At 63.7% G+C, this 18,344-nt stretch carries 20 protein-coding genes; 2 read left to right on the top strand and 18 right to left on the bottom strand.

The window, feature by feature from the left end; translation table 11 throughout:
• Nucleotides 1–444: 444 nt before the first annotated feature.
• Nucleotides 445–1,134, bottom strand: a complete 690-nt coding sequence (locus tag CH275_RS04010; protein ID WP_094675455.1) for a pyridoxamine 5'-phosphate oxidase family protein — start codon at nucleotides 1,132–1,134, stop codon at nucleotides 445–447.
• Nucleotides 1,135–1,233: 99 nt separating this feature from the next.
• On the opposite strand from CH275_RS04010, the gene pdxR reads away from it, so the two are divergent.
• On the top strand, nucleotides 1,234–2,631 hold the full coding sequence (pdxR, locus tag CH275_RS04015) for a MocR-like pyridoxine biosynthesis transcription factor PdxR (protein ID WP_094675457.1): 1,398 nt from the start codon (nucleotides 1,234–1,236) through the stop codon (nucleotides 2,629–2,631).
• Here the strand turns inward: pdxR and murA are convergent.
• Nucleotides 2,624–3,877, bottom strand: a complete 1,254-nt coding sequence (gene murA, locus CH275_RS04020; RefSeq protein WP_094675586.1) for a UDP-N-acetylglucosamine 1-carboxyvinyltransferase — start codon at nucleotides 3,875–3,877, stop codon at nucleotides 2,624–2,626. The genes pdxR and murA overlap by 8 nt on opposite strands.
• Before the next feature lie 54 nt (nucleotides 3,878–3,931).
• On the opposite strand from murA, the gene CH275_RS04025 reads away from it, so the two are divergent.
• Entirely contained in the window at nucleotides 3,932–4,525 is a 594-nt protein-coding gene (locus CH275_RS04025; protein WP_094675459.1) for a cob(I)yrinic acid a,c-diamide adenosyltransferase, read from the top strand.
• Here the strand turns inward: CH275_RS04025 and CH275_RS04030 are convergent, their stop codons facing one another.
• From CH275_RS04030 to rpmE, 16 genes are all read right to left on the bottom strand, one after another.
• A complete protein-coding gene (locus tag CH275_RS04030; protein WP_094675460.1) occupies nucleotides 4,526–4,963 on the bottom strand; it encodes a DUF2550 domain-containing protein in 438 nt (145 codons plus the stop codon). It abuts the gene before it with no gap.
• A gap of 29 nt (nucleotides 4,964–4,992) precedes the next feature.
• Nucleotides 4,993–5,352 (bottom strand): F0F1 ATP synthase subunit epsilon, encoded by a 360-nt coding sequence (locus CH275_RS04035; RefSeq protein WP_094675462.1) that lies wholly within the window; start codon nucleotides 5,350–5,352, stop codon nucleotides 4,993–4,995.
• A gap of 30 nt (nucleotides 5,353–5,382) precedes the next feature.
• The gene (gene atpD / locus CH275_RS04040) at nucleotides 5,383–6,831 is read right to left on the bottom strand and encodes a F0F1 ATP synthase subunit beta (protein WP_027497899.1); all 1,449 of its coding nucleotides are present in this window, start codon (nucleotides 6,829–6,831) and stop codon (nucleotides 5,383–5,385) included.
• A 3-nt stretch (nucleotides 6,832–6,834) separates the two neighbouring features.
• The gene (locus CH275_RS04045; RefSeq protein WP_094675464.1) at nucleotides 6,835–7,806 is read right to left on the bottom strand and encodes a F0F1 ATP synthase subunit gamma; all 972 of its coding nucleotides are present in this window, start codon (nucleotides 7,804–7,806) and stop codon (nucleotides 6,835–6,837) included.
• 52 nt (nucleotides 7,807–7,858) lie between these two features.
• Nucleotides 7,859–9,502, bottom strand: a complete 1,644-nt coding sequence (gene atpA, locus CH275_RS04050; protein ID WP_032378884.1) for a F0F1 ATP synthase subunit alpha — start codon at nucleotides 9,500–9,502, stop codon at nucleotides 7,859–7,861.
• An 88-nt stretch (nucleotides 9,503–9,590) separates the two neighbouring features.
• Complete coding sequence (locus CH275_RS04055; protein ID WP_094675466.1) at nucleotides 9,591–10,418, bottom strand: F0F1 ATP synthase subunit delta; 828 nt, start codon at nucleotides 10,416–10,418, stop codon at nucleotides 9,591–9,593.
• An 8-nt stretch (nucleotides 10,419–10,426) separates the two neighbouring features.
• On the bottom strand, nucleotides 10,427–10,996 hold the full coding sequence (locus CH275_RS04060; RefSeq protein ID WP_032378886.1) for a F0F1 ATP synthase subunit B: 570 nt from the start codon (nucleotides 10,994–10,996) through the stop codon (nucleotides 10,427–10,429).
• A gap of 7 nt (nucleotides 10,997–11,003) precedes the next feature.
• Entirely contained in the window at nucleotides 11,004–11,243 is a 240-nt protein-coding gene (locus tag CH275_RS04065; RefSeq protein ID WP_032368773.1) for an ATP synthase F0 subunit C, read from the bottom strand.
• Between the two features lie 78 nt (nucleotides 11,244–11,321).
• A complete protein-coding gene (atpB, locus tag CH275_RS04070; protein WP_373453675.1) occupies nucleotides 11,322–12,047 on the bottom strand; it encodes a F0F1 ATP synthase subunit A in 726 nt (241 codons plus the stop codon).
• Between the two features lie 441 nt (nucleotides 12,048–12,488).
• On the bottom strand, nucleotides 12,489–12,920 hold the full coding sequence (locus CH275_RS04080; protein WP_179275976.1) for a hypothetical protein: 432 nt from the start codon (nucleotides 12,918–12,920) through the stop codon (nucleotides 12,489–12,491).
• A 66-nt stretch (nucleotides 12,921–12,986) separates the two neighbouring features.
• Complete coding sequence (locus tag CH275_RS04085; protein WP_094675470.1) at nucleotides 12,987–14,198, bottom strand: glycosyltransferase family 4 protein; 1,212 nt, start codon at nucleotides 14,196–14,198, stop codon at nucleotides 12,987–12,989.
• A gap of 18 nt (nucleotides 14,199–14,216) precedes the next feature.
• Nucleotides 14,217–14,879, bottom strand: coding sequence for an L-threonylcarbamoyladenylate synthase (locus CH275_RS04090; protein ID WP_094675588.1), 663 nt, complete (start codon nucleotides 14,877–14,879; stop codon nucleotides 14,217–14,219).
• Nucleotides 14,880–14,945: 66 nt separating this feature from the next.
• Nucleotides 14,946–15,830 carry a peptide chain release factor N(5)-glutamine methyltransferase gene (gene prmC / locus CH275_RS04095; protein ID WP_094675472.1) on the bottom strand — a complete coding sequence of 295 codons (885 nt, stop codon included), beginning with the start codon at nucleotides 15,828–15,830 and terminating at the stop codon, nucleotides 14,946–14,948.
• Between the two features lie 34 nt (nucleotides 15,831–15,864).
• Nucleotides 15,865–16,680 (bottom strand): SHOCT domain-containing protein, encoded by an 816-nt coding sequence (locus CH275_RS04100; RefSeq protein ID WP_094675474.1) that lies wholly within the window; start codon nucleotides 16,678–16,680, stop codon nucleotides 15,865–15,867.
• A 107-nt stretch (nucleotides 16,681–16,787) separates the two neighbouring features.
• On the bottom strand, nucleotides 16,788–17,864 hold the full coding sequence (gene prfA / locus CH275_RS04105; RefSeq protein ID WP_094675476.1) for a peptide chain release factor 1: 1,077 nt from the start codon (nucleotides 17,862–17,864) through the stop codon (nucleotides 16,788–16,790).
• A 97-nt stretch (nucleotides 17,865–17,961) separates the two neighbouring features.
• Entirely contained in the window at nucleotides 17,962–18,195 is a 234-nt protein-coding gene (gene rpmE / locus CH275_RS04110) for a 50S ribosomal protein L31 (RefSeq protein ID WP_008715081.1), read from the bottom strand.
• Nucleotides 18,196–18,344 lie beyond the last annotated feature (149 nt).

Genomic DNA, 18,344 nt, shown 5'->3' on the forward strand with positions numbered 1-18,344 from the left:
AAGATGTCACACCCAAACCCCAAAAGGCTTGAGCGCCAAAAACATTCGGCACTGACATTCATCGACACACTGTTGAGTTCTCAAAGAACACGCACACACTCCAACCCCACGAACACACAGTCCGTCGGCCTCGAGGGCAACTGTTCCAGCGTATCCCAGCTTGGTCTCGGACACAAGGCCCGACTCTTGGGGGACACAACCTGCCAGGCCACACGTCCAACCTCGTATCCCAGTCCGTGAAGACCAGGTCGGTGTCCGTCGCTCTGACTCGACAAAAGTTACGCCACCAACCACACCAACGCAAATCGGCAGGTGGACAGCTTTCCTCGTGACATCCGCGCAGTTGAGGCCCGGTGCGCACGCCTCAACTATCACCCGTTCGCAGAGTTACTTCGCTGTGACGCCAACCATATTCGGCGTCTGCCTCTTCGAATTGGTTCTTCCTCACTCCTGACGTCGACGGATATCGCGCACGTGCTGCGGTTCCGCGAGATCCGGCTCGAGGTCTGCTGCGGGGTCGCTGACACCGAGGCTTTCCCGAACCGGAACCACACCAGCCCACACGCCACCGGTGTCGATGTCGGCGGCGTCGTCGATGGGACCACCGGATCGCGATTTCACAGATGCCTCGTACAGCGGAAGCGCCAGCACGGTGGTGGCCGCAAGTTCCTTCCGAGTGTGCGGACGCAGATGCGCACTTCTGCCAGGTACGACTTGATCGACGATCGCGTCCAGAGCTCGAGTACGTTCGTCGGCGTTCTCCACCCGACGCGGCCGGCCCACCACTACCGCACTGCGGTAATTCATCGAATGATGGAACGCCGACCTGGCGAGCACCAGTCCGTCGACGACCGTGATGGTCACACAGATGTCCTGCTCAGGGGCATCGATCATGCTGCGTGACGCCACGGACCCATGCAGGTACAGCGTCCCTTCTCGATCGGGACCGGCTGGATCCACCCCGAACACAGTCGGCAGGACCCGAGGCAGACCGTCCACCAGTACACCCAGGTGGCAGATCCGCGCCGAGCCGAGTACGTCCAGCAGCGCTGCCCGTTCGAGCCGCGCACGGCCCTTGCCACGCTTCACCGCGGTACGGGCCGTGGGAGAAAGAGGTGCGCTGTCAACTGTCATGGGTACAGAATGGGTCCCATCTGGCCTGCAGTCACGGTCCAGTTCTCCTGAATATGCACAGGCCACTTCTGCTCAACCGACAATGGAGGCCCAGGATTCATGCTCCCGATCTCTCTGTCGATCACCATCGACCGCGCCGACACTCGAACGCTGCCGGTCCAGCTCGCAGATCGCATCCGAGCCGCAATCGACAACGGCGAACTGCGCCCACAATCTCGATTACCAAGCACCAGAGCACTTTCCGCCGATCTCGGTGTCGCGCGAGCGGTCGTGGAGAAGGCGTACGAACAACTCGTTGCAGAAGGATGGATCGATGCGCGACGAGGTTCGGGAAACTACATCCGTCTCGTTCCGCACGCAGTCCGGTCGGCCGCCTCGTCACCGAGCACGGACGCCGCATCGGCGACACCCCCGCGAATATCGCTTCGCCCCGGAATCCCGTGGACTCCGCTCCGAGCCTCCGAGGCATGGAGACGCGCATGGCGGGATGTCGGCGGCTCTCCCCCGCCCGGTGATTACCCCGATTCCGCAGGAACCCTCGAATTGAGGACCCACGTCGCAGACCTACTCCGCCGCGCGCGTGGATTGCACACCGATGCTGCATCGGTCGTGATCACGACCGGCAGTATTCATGGCCTCGACCTCGCGCTCGGCGCACTCGCGAAACCGAACACGACCGAACACGTTCTGGCACTGGAGAATCCCGGCTACAGGTCGGCTGCTGCGCTGGCAAAACACCGAGGATGGTCCATCCATGACATTCCCGTCGATCGCGACGGCTTGGTCGTCGAGCACCTCGACTCCAGTCCCCAGCAGACTGCAGCCGTATACGTCACGCCTTCACATCAGTATCCGACCGGCGGGTTCATGCCCATCGGCCGTCGACGTGCCCTCGCCGACTGGGCACGCCGCAGTGGATCCATGATCATCGAGGACGACTACGACTCCGAATTCCGTTATGGTGCTGCACCTTTGCCGACTGTGGCCGAGTTGTCACCCGATCGGACGGTCTACCTCGGCACTGTCTCGAAGACCCTCGGTGCGGGAATACGACTGGGATGGATGGTGGCACCCCAGTCGATCGTCGACCGCATCACCTCGACCCGCCGTGAAACAGGCGACCACCCGTCGGTTCCCCTGCAGCAGGCAATGACCTCGATGCTCCGCGACGGAGAATGGGACCGGGCGGTACGCACAGCACGCAGGCTCTACCGAGCCCGCGACCGGGTGGTTACCGCAGCACTGTCCAAGTTCGGCGAACTCAGCGGAGTCGGAGCCGGACTGCACACCGTCCTCGTGCTCGAAGCCGGCGCTGCGCAGAACGTCGCTACCGTGTGCGCCGCCAGTGGCGTCGATCTGCCCACACTCGAGCATTCCACGCGTTCGTCCACCGCTCGGGGTGGGATCGTCGTCGGGTACGGCTCGATCGGAGATGACGAGTTCGACTATGCGATAAGCGTATTGGTGGACGCGCTCGAAGCCGAACTGCTCAACTGACGCGCTCGATTCTGCCACCGAGCGCGGTCAGGTTCTCGACGAAGCGCGGATACCCCCGGTCGATGTGGTAGACGTCGTGCACCTCGGTCGTGCCGTCGGCCACCAATCCTGCGAGTACCAGTCCGGCTCCGGCTCGGATGTCGGAGGACCAAACCGGTGCGCTCGACAGCTGCGGGACGCCGCGGACCACTGCGTGGTGGCCGTCGGTACGCGCGTCGGCCCCGAGCCTGATCATTTCCTCGACGAATCGAAAGCGTGCCTCGAAGACATTCTCGGTGATCATGGACGTCCCGTCGGCGACAGTGGCGAGCCCGATGGCCATCGGCTGCAGGTCGGTCGGGAATCCCGGGTACGGAAGCGTCGCGAAATTGACTGCCCGCGGTCGCTCGTGTTGCACGACGCGGAAGCCGTCGGGCTCGCTGGTGACATCGGCACCGGCAGACCTCAACTTGTCCAACACGAGCGACAGATGCTTCGGGTTGACCCCGCGAACCCGTACGTCGCCACGCGTCATGGCCGCAGCGATACCCCAGGTGGCGGCGACGATTCGATCACCGATCACCCGGTGAGTGGTCGGCTTCAGTGCGCTCACACCGCGAATAGTCAAAGTGGACGTACCTGCACCCCGGACGTCGGCACCCATCTCGTTCAGCATGTTGCACACATCGACGATGTCCGGCTCTCGCGCCGCGTTGTCGATGACGGTCTCCCCCGTGGCGAGCACTGCTGCCATCAAGATGTTCTCGGTGGCACCGACCGACGGGAACGCGAGCCTGATGTTGGCACCACGCAATTCGTCTGCTTCTGCAACAACGCATCCGTGCTGAATTTCGCTGCGGGCCCCGAGTAATTGCAGACCGGACTGGTGCATGTCCAAGGGGCGCGAGCCGATCGCGTCGCCACCCGGCAGGGCAACCACAGCTTTCTTGCACCGCGCGACCAACGGACCCAGCACACACACCGATGCACGGAACTGTCGGACCGCAGCGAAATCGGCGTGATATTTGGGCATGGACGGCGTGGTGATATGCACGACCGAACCCTCGAGCTCGACCTCACAACCGAGCCCGCGCAACACCTCTGCCATCAACGGCACATCCAGGATGTCGGGGCAATTGGTGATCGTGCTCGTGCCTTCGGCGAGTAGCGCCGCAGCCATCAGTTTGAGGACGCTGTTCTTCGCTCCACCGACCGCCACCTCACCGACGAGCCGGTTACCACCGTTGACCAAAAAGCGTTCACTCACTTCGACAGCGTAGCCAGCGGGACCGGCCGACACCCGCGCGGTACCGTGGCAGGCATGGCCGTCCACCTCACCCGCATCTACACCCGAACCGGCGACGACGGGACGACGGGTCTGAGCGACTTTTCACGGGTGTCCAAGAACGATGCGCGGCTCGTCGCCTACGCAGACTGCGACGAGACCAACGCGAGCCTGGGAGTCGTTCTGGCACTGGGCAACCCGTCGGAATCGGTACACACGGTTATTCGCACCATCCAGAGTGATCTTTTCGACGCCGGGGCCGACCTGTCGACACCGGTCGTCGAGAACCCGGAGTATCCGCCGCTGCGAATCGACCAGAGCTACATCGACCGGCTCGAATCCTGGTGCGATGAATTCAACGAGGACCTGCCGGCCTTGACCTCGTTCATTCTGCCCGGCGGCACACCGTTGGGAGCACTACTGCACGTGTCGCGAACGGTCGCACGACGCGCTGAGCGATCGGCCTGGGCTGCGGTGCACGCGAGCCCGGAGACAACGAGCGAGTTGCCGGCGAAATACCTCAACCGTCTCTCGGATCTGCTGTTCATTCTGAGCCGGTACGCCAATCCCGAGGGCGACGTTCAGTGGGTTCCCGGATCGAGCCGTACGTCGAGCGACGACAACAGCTGATCAGGCCGCCGGACGGCGGCGACGCGAGCGTCCCGACGGGCGGGACTCCACCCAGGACATGAACGCGGTCAACGCGCTCCTGTCCAGCGCAATCTCGAAATTCTTGCCGTGGTCGGATAGTTCGAGCACCGCAATATCGGGTGTCATGATGTCGAATTCGGTGTCCTGTGGGGCCCGTCGTTCTCCCACGTGGATGTCTTGCCTACCCAGACGGTGATCCGGTCCAGGGCGCAGACTGGACAGTTTGAAGAAGACCAACGTGTTGTCGCCGTACCGAATGATGCCGTGACGCCACCCGTTTCCACCGTCCGACGGCAGCACACGCATGATGGCAGCAGTGCCTCCGCGGCGAAGAACCATCAGACGATACGCGAAAGCCGCGACGATCCCTGCGAGCAGCACAACCAGAATGATCAGAACAATCAATCCGATGTGCATCGCAGGTCTCGTCGCGGCTTCTCGTGAACCTAGGACCGCTCGACAGCGCGGATACGCCCCTTGGCCACAGCGATGGCCTCGAGGTCGTCGCCGTTCTCTGCCACTACAGCCCGTGCCGCCTCGACATCGATGTCGTCGGCGAAGTCGGCCGATTCTGCCAGCACGGTGACCGTCTTGCCCGTCACCGACAGAAATCCACCGTGGACGGCCGCGATGAGCTTCTCACCGTCCGTGGTCGTGATGGACACCGTGCCGCCCTCGATCAACTGCCCGAGGACAGGCTCGTGGCCCAACATGATGCCGATCTCGCCTTCGGTGGTCTGAGCGCTGACGATGGTCGCGGTACCGGACCACAGCTTCTGCTCCACAGCGACCAGGGAGACCTCCATGCCGCTCTTCTCGGAAGAAGTCACGTCGGTCTACTTTCCGGCCATCTTCTTCGCGGCTGCCTCGACATCGTCGAGACCGCCACAGCTGTTGAAGGCCTGCTCGGGAAGGTGGTCGTACTCACCCTTGGTGACCTTGTCGAATGCCTCGATGGTGTCGGAGAGCGACACGACCGAGCCGGCCTCGCCGGTGAACTTCTCGGCAACGATGAAATTCTGGCCGAGGAACTTCTGGAGACGGCGTGCGCGGCCGACCAGAACCTTGTCCTCTTCCTGAAGCTCGTCCATACCGAGGATGGCGATGATGTCCTGCAGCTCCTTGTACTTCTGCAGGATCCGCTTGACCTCGTTGGCGACGCGGAAGTGCTCCGCACCGACGATGCCGGGCTCGAGGATGCGCGAGGTGGAGCTCAGCGGGTCCACAGCGGGGTAGATACCCATCTGCGAAATCGGACGCGAGAGCTCGGTCGTCGCATCGAGGTGCGCGAACGTCGTGGCCGGGGCCGGGTCGGTGTAGTCGTCGGCGGGAACGTAGATCGCCTGCAGCGAGGTGATCGAGCGTCCACGGGTCGAGGTGATGCGCTCCTGGAGCTCACCCATCTCGTCCGCCAGCGTGGGCTGGTAACCGACGGCAGACGGCATACGACCGAGAAGGGTCGACACCTCCGAACCTGCCTGCGTGAAGCGGAAGATGTTGTCGATGAACAGAAGAACGTCCTGTCCCTGAACATCGCGGAAGTACTCCGCCATGGTCAGTGCCGACAACGCGACGCGCATACGCGTGCCGGGCGGCTCGTCCATCTGACCGAAGACGAGGGCGGTGTCCTGGAGGACGCCCATCTCTTCCATCTCGAGGTGAAGGTCGGTGCCTTCACGAGTACGCTCGCCGACTCCTGCGAACACCGAGGTGCCCGAGAACTCGCGGGCGATACGGGTGATCATTTCCTGGATCAGCACGGTCTTGCCGACGCCGGCACCACCGAACAGACCGATCTTTCCGCCCTTGACGTACGGGGTCAGAAGGTCGATGACCTTGATGCCGGTCTCGAGGATCTCGGTTTTGCCCTCGAGCTGATCGAAGGCTGGTGGCTTGCGGTGGATGCCCCACTGCTCGCCGTCGCGGCCGAGTCCGGGGGTGTCCAGGCAGTCACCGAGGGCGTTGAACACGTGGCCCTTGACGACGTCACCGACGGGAACCGAGATCGGCTTACCCGAGTCGACGACTGCAGTGCCGCGGACGAGTCCGTCGGTGGGCTGCATCGAGATGGTGCGGACCAGGTTGTCGCCGAGGTGCTGTGCGACCTCGAGCGTCAGGGTCTTGGCCACGGTCGGCAGAGTGATCTCTGCGTTGAGGGCGTTGAACAGTGCGGGAATCGAGCCGCGCGGGAACTCGACGTCCACAACGGGGCCGATGACCCGAACGACACGGCCGGACTGTGTGTCCGCTCCGCTCGCGTTCTCTTGGGCTACTGCTGCGGTCATTGCTTAGTCACTTCCTGCGCTGTCGGCCAGCGCGTTGGCGCCACCGACGATTTCGCTGATTTCCTGGGTGATCTGGGCCTGCCGAGCCTGGTTGGCCTGACGGCTCAGGGTCTCGACCAATTCGTTCGCGTTGTCCGTCGCTGCCTTCATGGCGGTACGACGCGCCGCGGACTCCGACGCTGCTGCATCGAGCAACGACGCGTAGATCCTGGTGCTGATGTACTTGGGCAGCAGCGCCGAGAGCAGAGCGCCTGCCTCGGGCTCGAACTCGTACTGTGCCTGCACATCTGCCGTCGGTGAGTCGCTCAACGCGTCCGCACCCATCTCGAATTCCTCGTCGGTGTACGAGATTTCGAGTGGTGCCATCCGGCGAACTTCGGGCTTCTGCGTGAGCATCGACACGAAGCGGGTGTAGACGATGTGCAACTCGTCCACGCCCTCGACGGTGCCTTCACCGTTGGGAGCGTCGACCTCGGTGCCCGAGCCGGCCATGAACAGCTCGACCAGATGCTTGCTGGCCTTGGCTGCATCGGCGTAGCCGGGCTCCTGCGAGAAGCCGGTCCAGGCACCCTTCACGTCCCGCTCACGGAATGTGTAGTAGCCCAGGCCTTTTGCGCCGAGTACGTAGATGACCGGATCCTTGCCCTCGGAGCGGAGGAGCTGGAACAGTTCCTCCGTCTCCTTGAGGACGTTGGAGTTGTAGCCGCCGCACATACCGCGGTCGCTGGTCACGACCAGAACCGCGGCACGCTTGGGCTCGGGCCGCTCGTTGAGCAACGGGTGATCGAGCGAACTCGATGCACTCGCCAACGCCGAGAGCACCTTCGTGATCTCTTCCGCGTACGGCTTCGATGCGGCAACACGGGCCTGCGCCTTGGTGATTCGCGATGTTGCAATCAACTCTTGTGCTTTGGTGATCTTCTTCGTCGAGTTGACCGACTTGATGCGGGAGCGAAGCTCGAGAATGCTTGCCATCTAGCTGTTCACGCTCCCTTCTGTGCTCGTCATGTCACCTGTCATCGCGGGCCTACTTGCTGACTGTCTTGCGGGTGACGTTGACCTGCTCCTGGCTGACCTCGTCGGCGTTGAGAGTGTCGGCTTCGGCCTCGTTGACGACGCGGTTGCCGTCCGAGTCGACGAATCCGGCCTTGAACTTCTCGGTCGCCTCGGTCAGTGCCTTCTGGTTGTCGTCGTCGAGAGCCTTGCCACCGGCAATGCTGTCGTAGACGCCACTGGCGTTGCGGTGCAGATCCTCGAGCAGCTCGGTCTCGAAGCGGCGAACGTCGCCGACCGGAACCGAGTCGTACGTGCCCTGGCCTGCGAGCCAGATCGAGACGATCTGATCTTCGACGGCCACCGGTGCGTACTGATCCTGCTTGAGCAGCTCGACCAGACGTGCGCCGCGCTCGAGCTGCGCCTTGGAGGCCGCGTCGAGGTCGGAAGCGAATGCCGAGAAGGCTTCCAGCTCACGGAACTGAGCGAGCTCGAGGCGAAGAGATCCGGAGACCTTCTTCATGCCCTTGGTCTGTGCCGCACCGCCGACTCGGGAAACCGAGATGCCGACGTTGATCGCGGGACGAACACCCTTGTTGAACAGGTCCGACTCCAGGAAGACCTGGCCGTCGGTGATGGAGATGACGTTGGTCGGGATGTACGCCGAGACGTCGTTGGCCTTGGTCTCGATGATCGGCAGAGCCGTCAACGATCCGCCACCGAGCTCGTCGGACAGCTTCGCCGAACGCTCCAGCAAGCGGGAGTGCAAGTAGAAGACGTCACCCGGGTATGCCTCGCGGCCCGGCGGGCGACGCAGCAGCAGGGAGATGGCGCGGTATGCCTCGGCCTGCTTGGTCAGGTCGTCGAACACGATGAGGACGTGCTTGCCCTGGTACATCCAGTGCTGGCCGATGGCCGAGCCGGTGTACGGAGCGAGCCACTTGAAGCCGGCCGAATCGGACGCGGGGGCCGCGACGATGGTCGTGTATTCGAGTGCGCCCTGCTCTTCGAGCGCAGCCTTGACGCCTGCGATCGTGGAGCCCTTCTGGCCGATGGCGACGTAGATGCAGCGAACCTGCTTCTTCTCGTCACCGCTCTCCCAGTTGGCCTTCTGGTTCAGGATCGCGTCGATGCAGACCGCGGTCTTGCCGGTCTTGCGGTCGCCGATGATGAGCTGACGCTGGCCGCGGCCGATCGGCGTCATGGCGTCGATCGCCTTGATGCCGGTCTGCAGCGGCTCCTCGACGGGCTGACGCTCGAGAACCGAGGCAGCCTGCAGCTCGAGGGCGCGGGTCTCGGAGGACTCGATGTCGCCGAGGCCGTCGATGGGCTTGCCCAGGGGGTCGACGACGCGACCGAGGTAGCCGTCGCCCACGGGGACCGACAGCACGTCTCCGGTGCGCTTGACTTCCTGGCCTTCTTCGATGTGCTCGTAGTCACCGAGGATGACGGCACCGATTTCGGTGGCATCCAGGTTCAGCGCGACACCGAGAACTCCGCCGGGGAATTCCAGGAGTTCGTTGGACATCGCCGACGGCAATCCGGACACGTGGGCGATTCCGTCGCTCGTGTCCGTAACCGTGCCGACCTCCTCGCGGGAAGACTCCGGTGAGTAGCTCGCGGTGAAGTTATCGATCGCGCTACGGATCTCGTCGGAGGAGATCGTCAGCTCCGCCATAGTGTTTCCTGCTCTTCCTTCAAATGATCGCGGGGTGAAATGTCTCGAAAGTCGAGACGCTTCTTCTCGTTACTGTGTCCGTGTCGGACTATTTGAGCGTCTTTCGCAATGCAGCGAGGCGACCTGCCCCGCTACCGTCGATGACCTCGTCGCCGATACGAACGACAAGTCCGCTGAGCAGTTCGGTATCGACCTCTACGTGCACCGTGACCTGCTTGCCGTACGTGCGGGTCAGGGTTGCGGTCAGCTTCTCGAGCTGACTGTCGCTCAGTGGGGCTGCGCTGCGCACGTGTGCAACCGCACGGTCACGCTGCTCGGCGGCCAGGTCGGCCAATCCGTTGAGCACGTCCGCGGGGGCCGTCTTTCGGGGACGCGTCACAGCCTGAACTGCGAGCGCCTCGGTAACAGCGGTGACCTTGCCGTACAGCAGCCGACCGAGCAGTTCGCGCTTGGCCTGCGACGGCTTCGAGCGATCCGACAGGGCCTGCTCGAGCTGCGGGTTGGCAGCCACGATGCGTCCCAGACGGAACAGCTCGTCCTCGACCGTATCCAGCTGATCCTGATCGGCCGCGGCGCGGAGCAGAGCTTCGCGTCCCAGCTCGACCAGCGAGTTCAACAGGTCACGAGCGTTGGACCAGCTCTCGCCGGCAGCGGCCTTGATGATCGTCGTCGTCGCACTCGACACCTGGCCGGAGAAGACATCTCCGGCCAGAGCGCTCCGCCGATCGCCCTCGACCGACGAGTCGGCGAGAGCGGTACGCAACGTGCGCTGCGCGTCGAGAGTGTCGACGACGGCGAACAACTCGGCACCGGTCTGTGCGGCGATGGCAGTTGCCTCGCCTGCCGACGCGGACCCCAGAGCTTCGTGGGCAACCGACCGCGTGCGAGCGAGTGCCTCACGAGAAGTTGCGTACATGGTTCGACTCACTTTCCGGATGCGGAGTCCGCGGTGACGGAATCCAGCTCGTTGAGGAAGCGATCGATCGAACTGGAACGCTTCGCGTCGTCGGACAGCTGCTCTCCGATGACCTTCTCCGCAAGTTCGACGGCCGTGCGTCCCAGATCTCCACGCAGTTCGGTGACGATCTGCTGACGCTGCGCTACGAGCTGATTGTGACCTGCGGCCACGATCCGGTCGCTTTCTTCCTGCGCCTTTTCCTTCATCTCGGCGAGAATCGCCTGTCCCTGGGTACGCGCTTCCTCGCGGATCTGCGCGGCCTCGGAACGGGCATCGGCCAGCTGAGCGTGGTACTGCTCGAGAGCCGCCTTGGCCTCGGCCTGTGCCTGCTCGGCCTTCTTGATTCCGCCTTCGATGAGCTCGGAACGCTCAGCGAGAACCGTCTGGAAACGAGGTACGACGTACTTCCAGAACAGGAAGCCGATGATCACGACACAGACGATCGACCAAACGATGTCGTATGTTGCGGGCAACAGCGGGTTCGGGGATTCCTCCCCCTCGGCCCCGGCTGCGAGCAGCGTTATCGCGTTTGTCATCGCGCTCTCAGAGAATGAAGCCGGCGACGAGGCCGATCAGGGCGAGGGACTCGGTGAATGCAATGCCGAGGAACATGGTCGTACGGAGCTGTCCGGCCAGCTCGGGCTGGCGAGCGGTGGCTTCCATGTTCTTGGCGACGACCAGGCCGAGGCCGATGCCACCACCGATCGCTGCGAGGCCGTAGCCGATGGCGCCGTATCCCTTTGCGGTGATTTCCTGCGCCTGGGCCAGAAGTTCGAGGCTCATTGGGTTTTCCGTTCCCTTTCTTCGGTCCACATCCGGGTGTCGGAGGTGGCGGTGTAGCTGGTTCGGTCTGTTGGTCGGTCAGTGCGAGTCGGCGTGCAGCGACAGATCGATGTAGATCGCCGTCAGCAGCGCGAAGATGTACGCCTGCAGGAAGATCACCAGCATCTCGAACATCGTGAACAGGAAGCCCATGATGAGCGAGGGTGCAGCGAAGATCTTCAGGCCTGCGGAGGCCTCGAAGAGGAAGAACTGCGTGGCGCTGAAGAACAGCACGAGCATGATGTGGCCGGCGAGCATGTTGGCCAGCAGACGCACGGTCAGCGTGAACGGGCGGAGCACGAAGTTCGAGATGAACTCGAGCGGGATGAGCAGCACGTGCATGGCCGGCGGAATGCCGGGGATGACGATCGTGCCCTTGACGAACTTGGCTGCGCCGAACTTCTTCACGCCCGCATAGATGAACGCGACGTACGCGACCGCGGCCAGCACGATGGGCAGACCGATCCTGGCGTTCGACGAAATGTTCAGGAACGGAATGACTGCACTGGCGTTCACCGCCAGCACCGTGAAGAAGATCGTCATGATGACGGGCAGGAAGCGGCGTCCCTGTTCCTTACCGAGGACGTCCTCCGCCACATGGATCCGCACGAAGTCGAGAGCGATCTCGGCGACGTTCTGAATGCCGCGAGGAACGATCTTGGGGCTGCGCAGAGCGATCAGCATGAAGACGATCAGCAGCGCCGACATCAGGATGCGGATGAGCATCAGTCGGTCGAGCTCGAACGGGGTTCCCTCGAACAGCACCGCGGGAGGAAAGAAATCGGATAGTGACGGCGGATGGAACTCCGCAGCCAGGTTGGTGACGCTCAGCGGTCTCTCCCGTGTTCGGGCCGCAGCCGGGTGACGACTGCGGTTCGATCGGACAATGACGATCTATCAAGTCGACGAAAATCGGCTCGCAATCGTCAGAGGCTGAGGCCCGGTCTTCATCGGCCAAGCGTCTGTCGGGTGTCGGCGACTCACGTCGACTCGGCAACTCTCAGGGCGGAACCTTACGTTGCCGAAGTCGGTGACTCCGGGCCTACTGTAAGGAAGCTCACGCTGACTGCTACCTGCGGGGGTCCAGTCCGGGGAAAAAGTCTCTTTTGTCCCGGTCTTGCCCACCGCTTGATGCAAACTTTATCAACAGAACTACGACGTTGTGTAGGCGGCCCTCAGCTTAACCGATTACGACGCCTCGTCGTACTACCGGTTGTCGGTACGGCTTTCGTCAGGCGCATTGTCGACATAGGCAACCTTCGTCTTGACGACGCCGAAGACCTCCGCCCCGAGAACGACCACCAGCGCACCGAGAATCGTCAGCCCCAGCGCGTACCTGCTGTAGAAGTCGGCGTCCTTGAGTGCAACGAGCACGATCAGCGCGATCACCATCTTCACCAACCAGCCGCCGAGCAGCAGGGCTCCGACGGCCGAGGCCGGGAAGCGCGTGGTGAGGGCGACCGACAGTGCGGTCGTGATCACGAAACCGCCGCCGATCGCCACACCGATGAGCGATCCCCACAGGCCAGGTGTTCCGGCCGCAGCGACGGAGACTCCGACGCTGACCACAGTCAGCACCACCAGTCCGATAAGTCCGTATCGAACCGCGGCGCGTAGCGGCGCGAATTGGTCGGGCATGGACTGCGGAGTGAAGGTCACAGTTGTCGAGAGTACCCAGCACGCGACCGCGAACAGCCGATGGGATCAGCGTCCGCGTCGAGCGCTTCGTGGTTCCGTGCCCCGCGATCGGTCCACCCGCAACGTCGGTACAGCGGTGACGACCAGTGCGAACACCAGACCCGCGGCAACCAGAAGGACCACTATTCGGCGGTCGAGCAGAGACGATCCGACGGCCCCGAACGCAAGAACACCGACCCATAGATAGATCACGAGCACCACCCGACGGTGCGAGTGACCGATCTGTAGCAGCCGATGGTGCAAATGCATCTTGTCCGGGCTGAAGGGACTCCGCCCAGCCCTGGTGCGGCGAATGACGGCCAGCAACAGATCGAGTATGGGAATGAGCATCACGGCACCGACCAGGAGCAGCGGAGACAACAGGCCCAGCAGATCTCGGGGGCCGTACGCCGTCAGAGGAATCCGCCCCGAGGCACTCGTCGAGATCGTGGCCAGCGTCAGCCCGATGAGCATGGAGCCCGAGTCACCCATGAAGATGCGCGCGGGTTGAAAGTTGTGCGGAAGAAATCCCAGGCACGCACCGGCCAATGCCGCTGCGATCAGAGCCGGCGGGTAGACGCCGACGTCGCCGCCCTGCTCCTGCAACAGCCCCACCGAGAAGATGCAGATCGCCACCGAAGAAATGAGACCCAGACCGGCGGCCAACCCGTCGAGCCCGTCCACGAAGTTCATTGCGTTGACGATGACGACGGTGATCAGAACCGTCACCAGCCCAGCCTGCAGTTGGTCCAGGACGAGCGTGGTTCCGGGTTGTCCCTCTTCGCCGCCCCACGGCTGATAGAGCACAACCCAGCTCACGCCCATGATGACGAGAACTCCGGCCGCGGTCACCTGGCCGACGAACTTGGTCAGTGCGTCCAGACCCCATCGGTCGTCGATGACGCCTACCAACACGATCACGAAGCCGGCAACCAGTGCGGCCGGAATGTCGCGGTTGTAGGCGACGTCGAAGCCCCGCGCCAGGGCCGGCAGCTGCGACGCGAACAGCAGCGCAGCAAGCATGCCCACATAGATGCCCACTCCCCCGAGCCTGGGGGTCGCTTGCACGTGGACGTCGCGATCACGAGGAACGGCAACGGCACCGAACTTGATGGCTGCCACTCTGACCCCGCCGGTGGCGAAGAACGTGACCACGGCAGCAGTGAGAAAGACCAGCAGCAGCTCGCGAATGGGAACGCCTGCGCCCAGATTCGACTGAGCCAGTAATTCGACGCTCATGCGGGACGGACGGGCATGTCAGGACGCTCCCGGGACCAGGCTTTCGGCGGTGACACCGAGAACCTCGGCAATCTTCTCGGTGGGAACGGCACCGACCCGCAGAATTCGTGCCCGATCGCTCGTGAGGTCGACGATCGTCGACGCCACCGCGTGGTCGGCCGGTCCCCCGTCCAGATACACCGCGGCCGAACCCCCGAGCTGCTCTCGCGCCTCGGTCACAGTGGTGGCAGGCGGGCTGCCGGAGATGTTGGCACTGGACACCGCGAGCGGGCCGACCTCACGCAACAGCTCGAGCGCGACCGGGTGCAGCGGCATCCGCAGCATCACAGTTCCCTGCGCATCGCCCAGGTCCCAGGCCAGCGAGGGCGCCTGCTGCACCACGATGCTCAACGCGCCGGGCCAGAAGGCGCGAATCAGATCTCGGGTGCGTGGCCGGACACTCTGCACCAGGCCGTCGATGGTGTTCCACGAACCGACGAGAACGGGAACAGGCATATCGCGGCCTCGCCCCTTGGCGCGGAGCAAATCTGTGACTGCGCTGCCGTCGAAGGCATCGGCAGCGATCCCGTACAGGGTGTCGGTGGGCAGGACGACCAGTCGGCCGGACTTGAGGGCACCGCGGGCCGCGGTCAGTCCGGCAGTGCGCGCATCGGCTTCACGGCAGTCGTAAACGGTACTCACGGCGACCATCCTTCCATCTTCGGTAACGACGTGATGTCAGGTGCTGCCCGCCTGCCGTCCTCTCAGTCAGGCCGAGGGCGGGTTGGCTCGTGCGGCAACGACGAACCTGGGCCTGCCCGCCAGGTCCGGATGCTCGGTGACCTCGGTGAACACACGTCGCCTGGACAGAAGGGCCGCCACTTCGCTGCCGTTGGAGTCGTCGTGTTCGATCGCGACACCGCCCGGGATTCGAAGCCAGCGGGCGATGTTGCCGATCATCGGTTCGATGACCGACAGTCCGTCCGCGCCGCCGAACAGCGCGATGTGCGGATCGTGATCGATCACTTCTGGATCGAGGTCTGCCCCCTCCGGGATGTAGGGCGGATTCGCGACGATCAAGTCGACTGCACCGTCCAGTTCGGTCAACAAGTCGCGAGCAGTGACGTCGCCGTGGTGCAGCGTGATCGGAGTATCGCCCTGTCCGCTGCGCAGATCGGCATTACGACGGGCCCACGCCAGTGCCGACGGGTCGAGCTCGACGGCGTGAACGACGGCGTCCGGCCGAGCGTTGGCTATCGCGAGTGCCAATGCGCCCGAGCCCGTACACAGATCGAGAATGACCGGAGGATGGTGGTCGACGTTCTCCAGGTACGCCAGCGCCCAGGCCAACAGCAGCTCGGTTTCCGGGCGCGGCACGAAGACTCCCGGGCCTACTTCGACGTCGATGTTGCCCAGCGACGTCGTACCGGTGATGTATTGCAGCGGAATACGTTTCGCGCGTTGTTCGATGGTTCGAAAGTAAGCCTCGACGAGCTCGGGTTCCACGAGCGGTACCAGACCGAGACGACCGCGCTCCACACCGACGAGGTGTGCGGCGAGCAGTTCTGCATCCACCCTCGGACTCGGCACACCGGCTGCCTCGAGCATCGAGGTTGCTTCGAGGATGGCTAGACGTAGCGGCTTTCGGCTCACCCGTTCAGACTGCCACGAGGCTCCGACAGCTCACTCACACGCGCCCCAGCAACTCCGACTTCTTGGTGAAGAACTCGTCGTCGGTGAGGAACCCCTTCGCGTGCAGACCTGCGAGAGCCTCGATCGCAGCGGTGATCTCGGAGATGTCCACGCCGACCTGGTGTCCCCCGGCCCCGGGCTGGTTCGAGGCCTGCGGAACCGAAGACTGCTGCGACGAGGACTGTTGCGGGTAGGCCTGCGGTGCGGACTGGTTCGGCGAGGTCGTTCCGCTCGAATTCTGGTCGACGCGAGGCAGGCTTCCGGCAGTGAACGTGCCGTACTGGCTGGTGAATTCCACAGACCCCGGCCCTCCGCTCTGCTGCTGCTGCACTCCCCCGATGTTGTGATCGAGCGTGTCGTACACCGCCAGTTCGCCGCCGACGAGTACTGCGAGGCGTCGGGACCCCGGGAACACCGCATACTGCGAGCCGTTCTGACCGCCACTAGAGCTCGGCGCTCCCAGGTCCGAGGGCCACCACGAACCGGAGCCGAACGAGTTGCCACCGTAGGAACCACTACCGGTCTCCCGCGGCGGATACACCTGATGCTGTGAGAGCACCGCAGACAGATCGCGGCAGAGGCCGTCGACCCGGCTCTTGAGTCCGTGATCGAACATGTTGCCCACCATGGTCATCCCGCCGCGCATCCACTGTCCGCTGCCACCGAGCTCGGGGATGTTGAACTGCGCCATGGTGCCGCGGCCGTTGTTCACCGCGTCCAGCATGGTGCGGACGGCATCGGTGGAGACGCCGTAGCGAGACGACAGCTCGGACACGGCGTTCTCGCCTGCGGGGGTCAAGGCCTGGTTCATGTCTGCTGTGCCTCTCGGGCGCTGGTAACGGGGTCGAACCTGGCCGCCAGGGTATCGCACCGATCAGCGAATCATCCCGGCGAAATCCGTGAACCTTTGTGCCGCAACTACTCTGCTTGCATGCGGGCATCGCGGTCCGCCTTGGCGAGCGCGTCCAGCAGCGCATCCATCTCGCCGTCCAGCAGGGCGTCGAGGTTGTGCGCCTTGAAGCCGATACGGTGATCGGTGATGCGATTCTCGGGATAGTTGTACGTCCTGATCCGCTCCGAGCGGTCGACGGTACGCACCTGGCTGGCTCGACCGGCCGAGGCCTCTTCGTTGGCCGCTTCCTCTGCGGCCGCCTGGAGGCGAGCGGCGAGAACCTGCATCGCGCGTGCCTTGTTCTGCAGCTGCGATCGCTCGTTCTGGCAGGTCACCACGATGCCGGTGGGCAGGTGAGTGAGCCGAACCGCGGAGTCGGTGGTGTTGACGCCCTGGCCACCCTTACCGGACGAGCGATACACGTCGATGCGCAAGTCGGATTCGTCGATCTGAACCTCTTCGACCTCATCCGGTTCGGGGTACACCAGGATGCCGGCCGCGGAGGTGTGCACGCGCCCCTGCGATTCGGTCACGGGTACCCGCTGCACTCGGTGCACGCCGCCCTCGAACTTCAGGCGCGCCCAGACGCCGTCGAGCGGGTCCTTGGTCTTGATCGACAGCGTCGCGTCCTTGTATCCCCCCAGGTCGGAGACGTTCGCGTCGAGCACCTCGACTCGCCAGCCACGGCGTTCTGCGTAGCGCACGTACATGCGCGCGAGATCGGCTGCGAAGAGCGCCGATTCCTCGCCGCCCTCACCCGACTTGACCTCCATCACGATGTCGTCGCCGTCGTGCGGATCACGCGGTGCCAGCAGGTCGGTGAGGGTCTGCTCGAGCTGCACCACCGTCGCCTCGAGGTCGGGGATCTCGGCCGCGAACGACGAATCGTCGGCGGCCAGCTCGCGCGCGGCTTCGAGGTCGTCCTGAGCGGAGGTCAACTTGGAGTGCGCAGACATGATCGGGGCGAGTTCGGCGAACCTCTTGCCCGCTCTGCGTGCCGCTGACGGATCGTTGTGCAGAGCTGGGTCTGCCAGTTGCTGCTCGAGCCCGGAGTGTTCGGCAAGGATGTCGTCGATCGCCGAAGGCTTGACTGTTCTCGCCATGTTGATGACTCACTCTCGAACGCGGGTGCAACGGGGTGTGGACACAAAAAAGCCGACGCCCGCCCTGTGGATCACAGGACGGGCGTCGGCGGAACAGCTAGCTGTCTGCGTCGGCCTTCTTGCCGGCGCGCTTGCCGTAGCGAGCCTCGAAGCGTGCGACGCGACCGCCGGTATCGAGAATCTTCTGCTTGCCGGTGTAGAAGGGGTGGCACTGCGAGCAGACCTCGACGCTGATGCGCTCTTTGTCGGTGGTGCTTCGGGTCTCGAAAGTATTTCCGCAACCACAGACGACTGTCGTCAGTGTGTAGTCGGGGTGAATTCCTGCCTTCATGGTGTCCTTACCGTTCTTTGTAATGGTCGCCGGGTCGCCTTCGCTGATCGAAGACGTGAACCGGAACCGGACTCGGCCGTTGATTATGCCAGAGCGTGCAACCGCCCTGCTAATCGTCGGTACTTCTGTGCCGACAGATGCTTACAACG

Source organism: Rhodococcus sp. 06-235-1A, from assembly GCF_002258785.1.
Classification (GTDB): Bacteria; Actinomycetota; Actinomycetes; order Mycobacteriales; family Mycobacteriaceae; genus Rhodococcoides.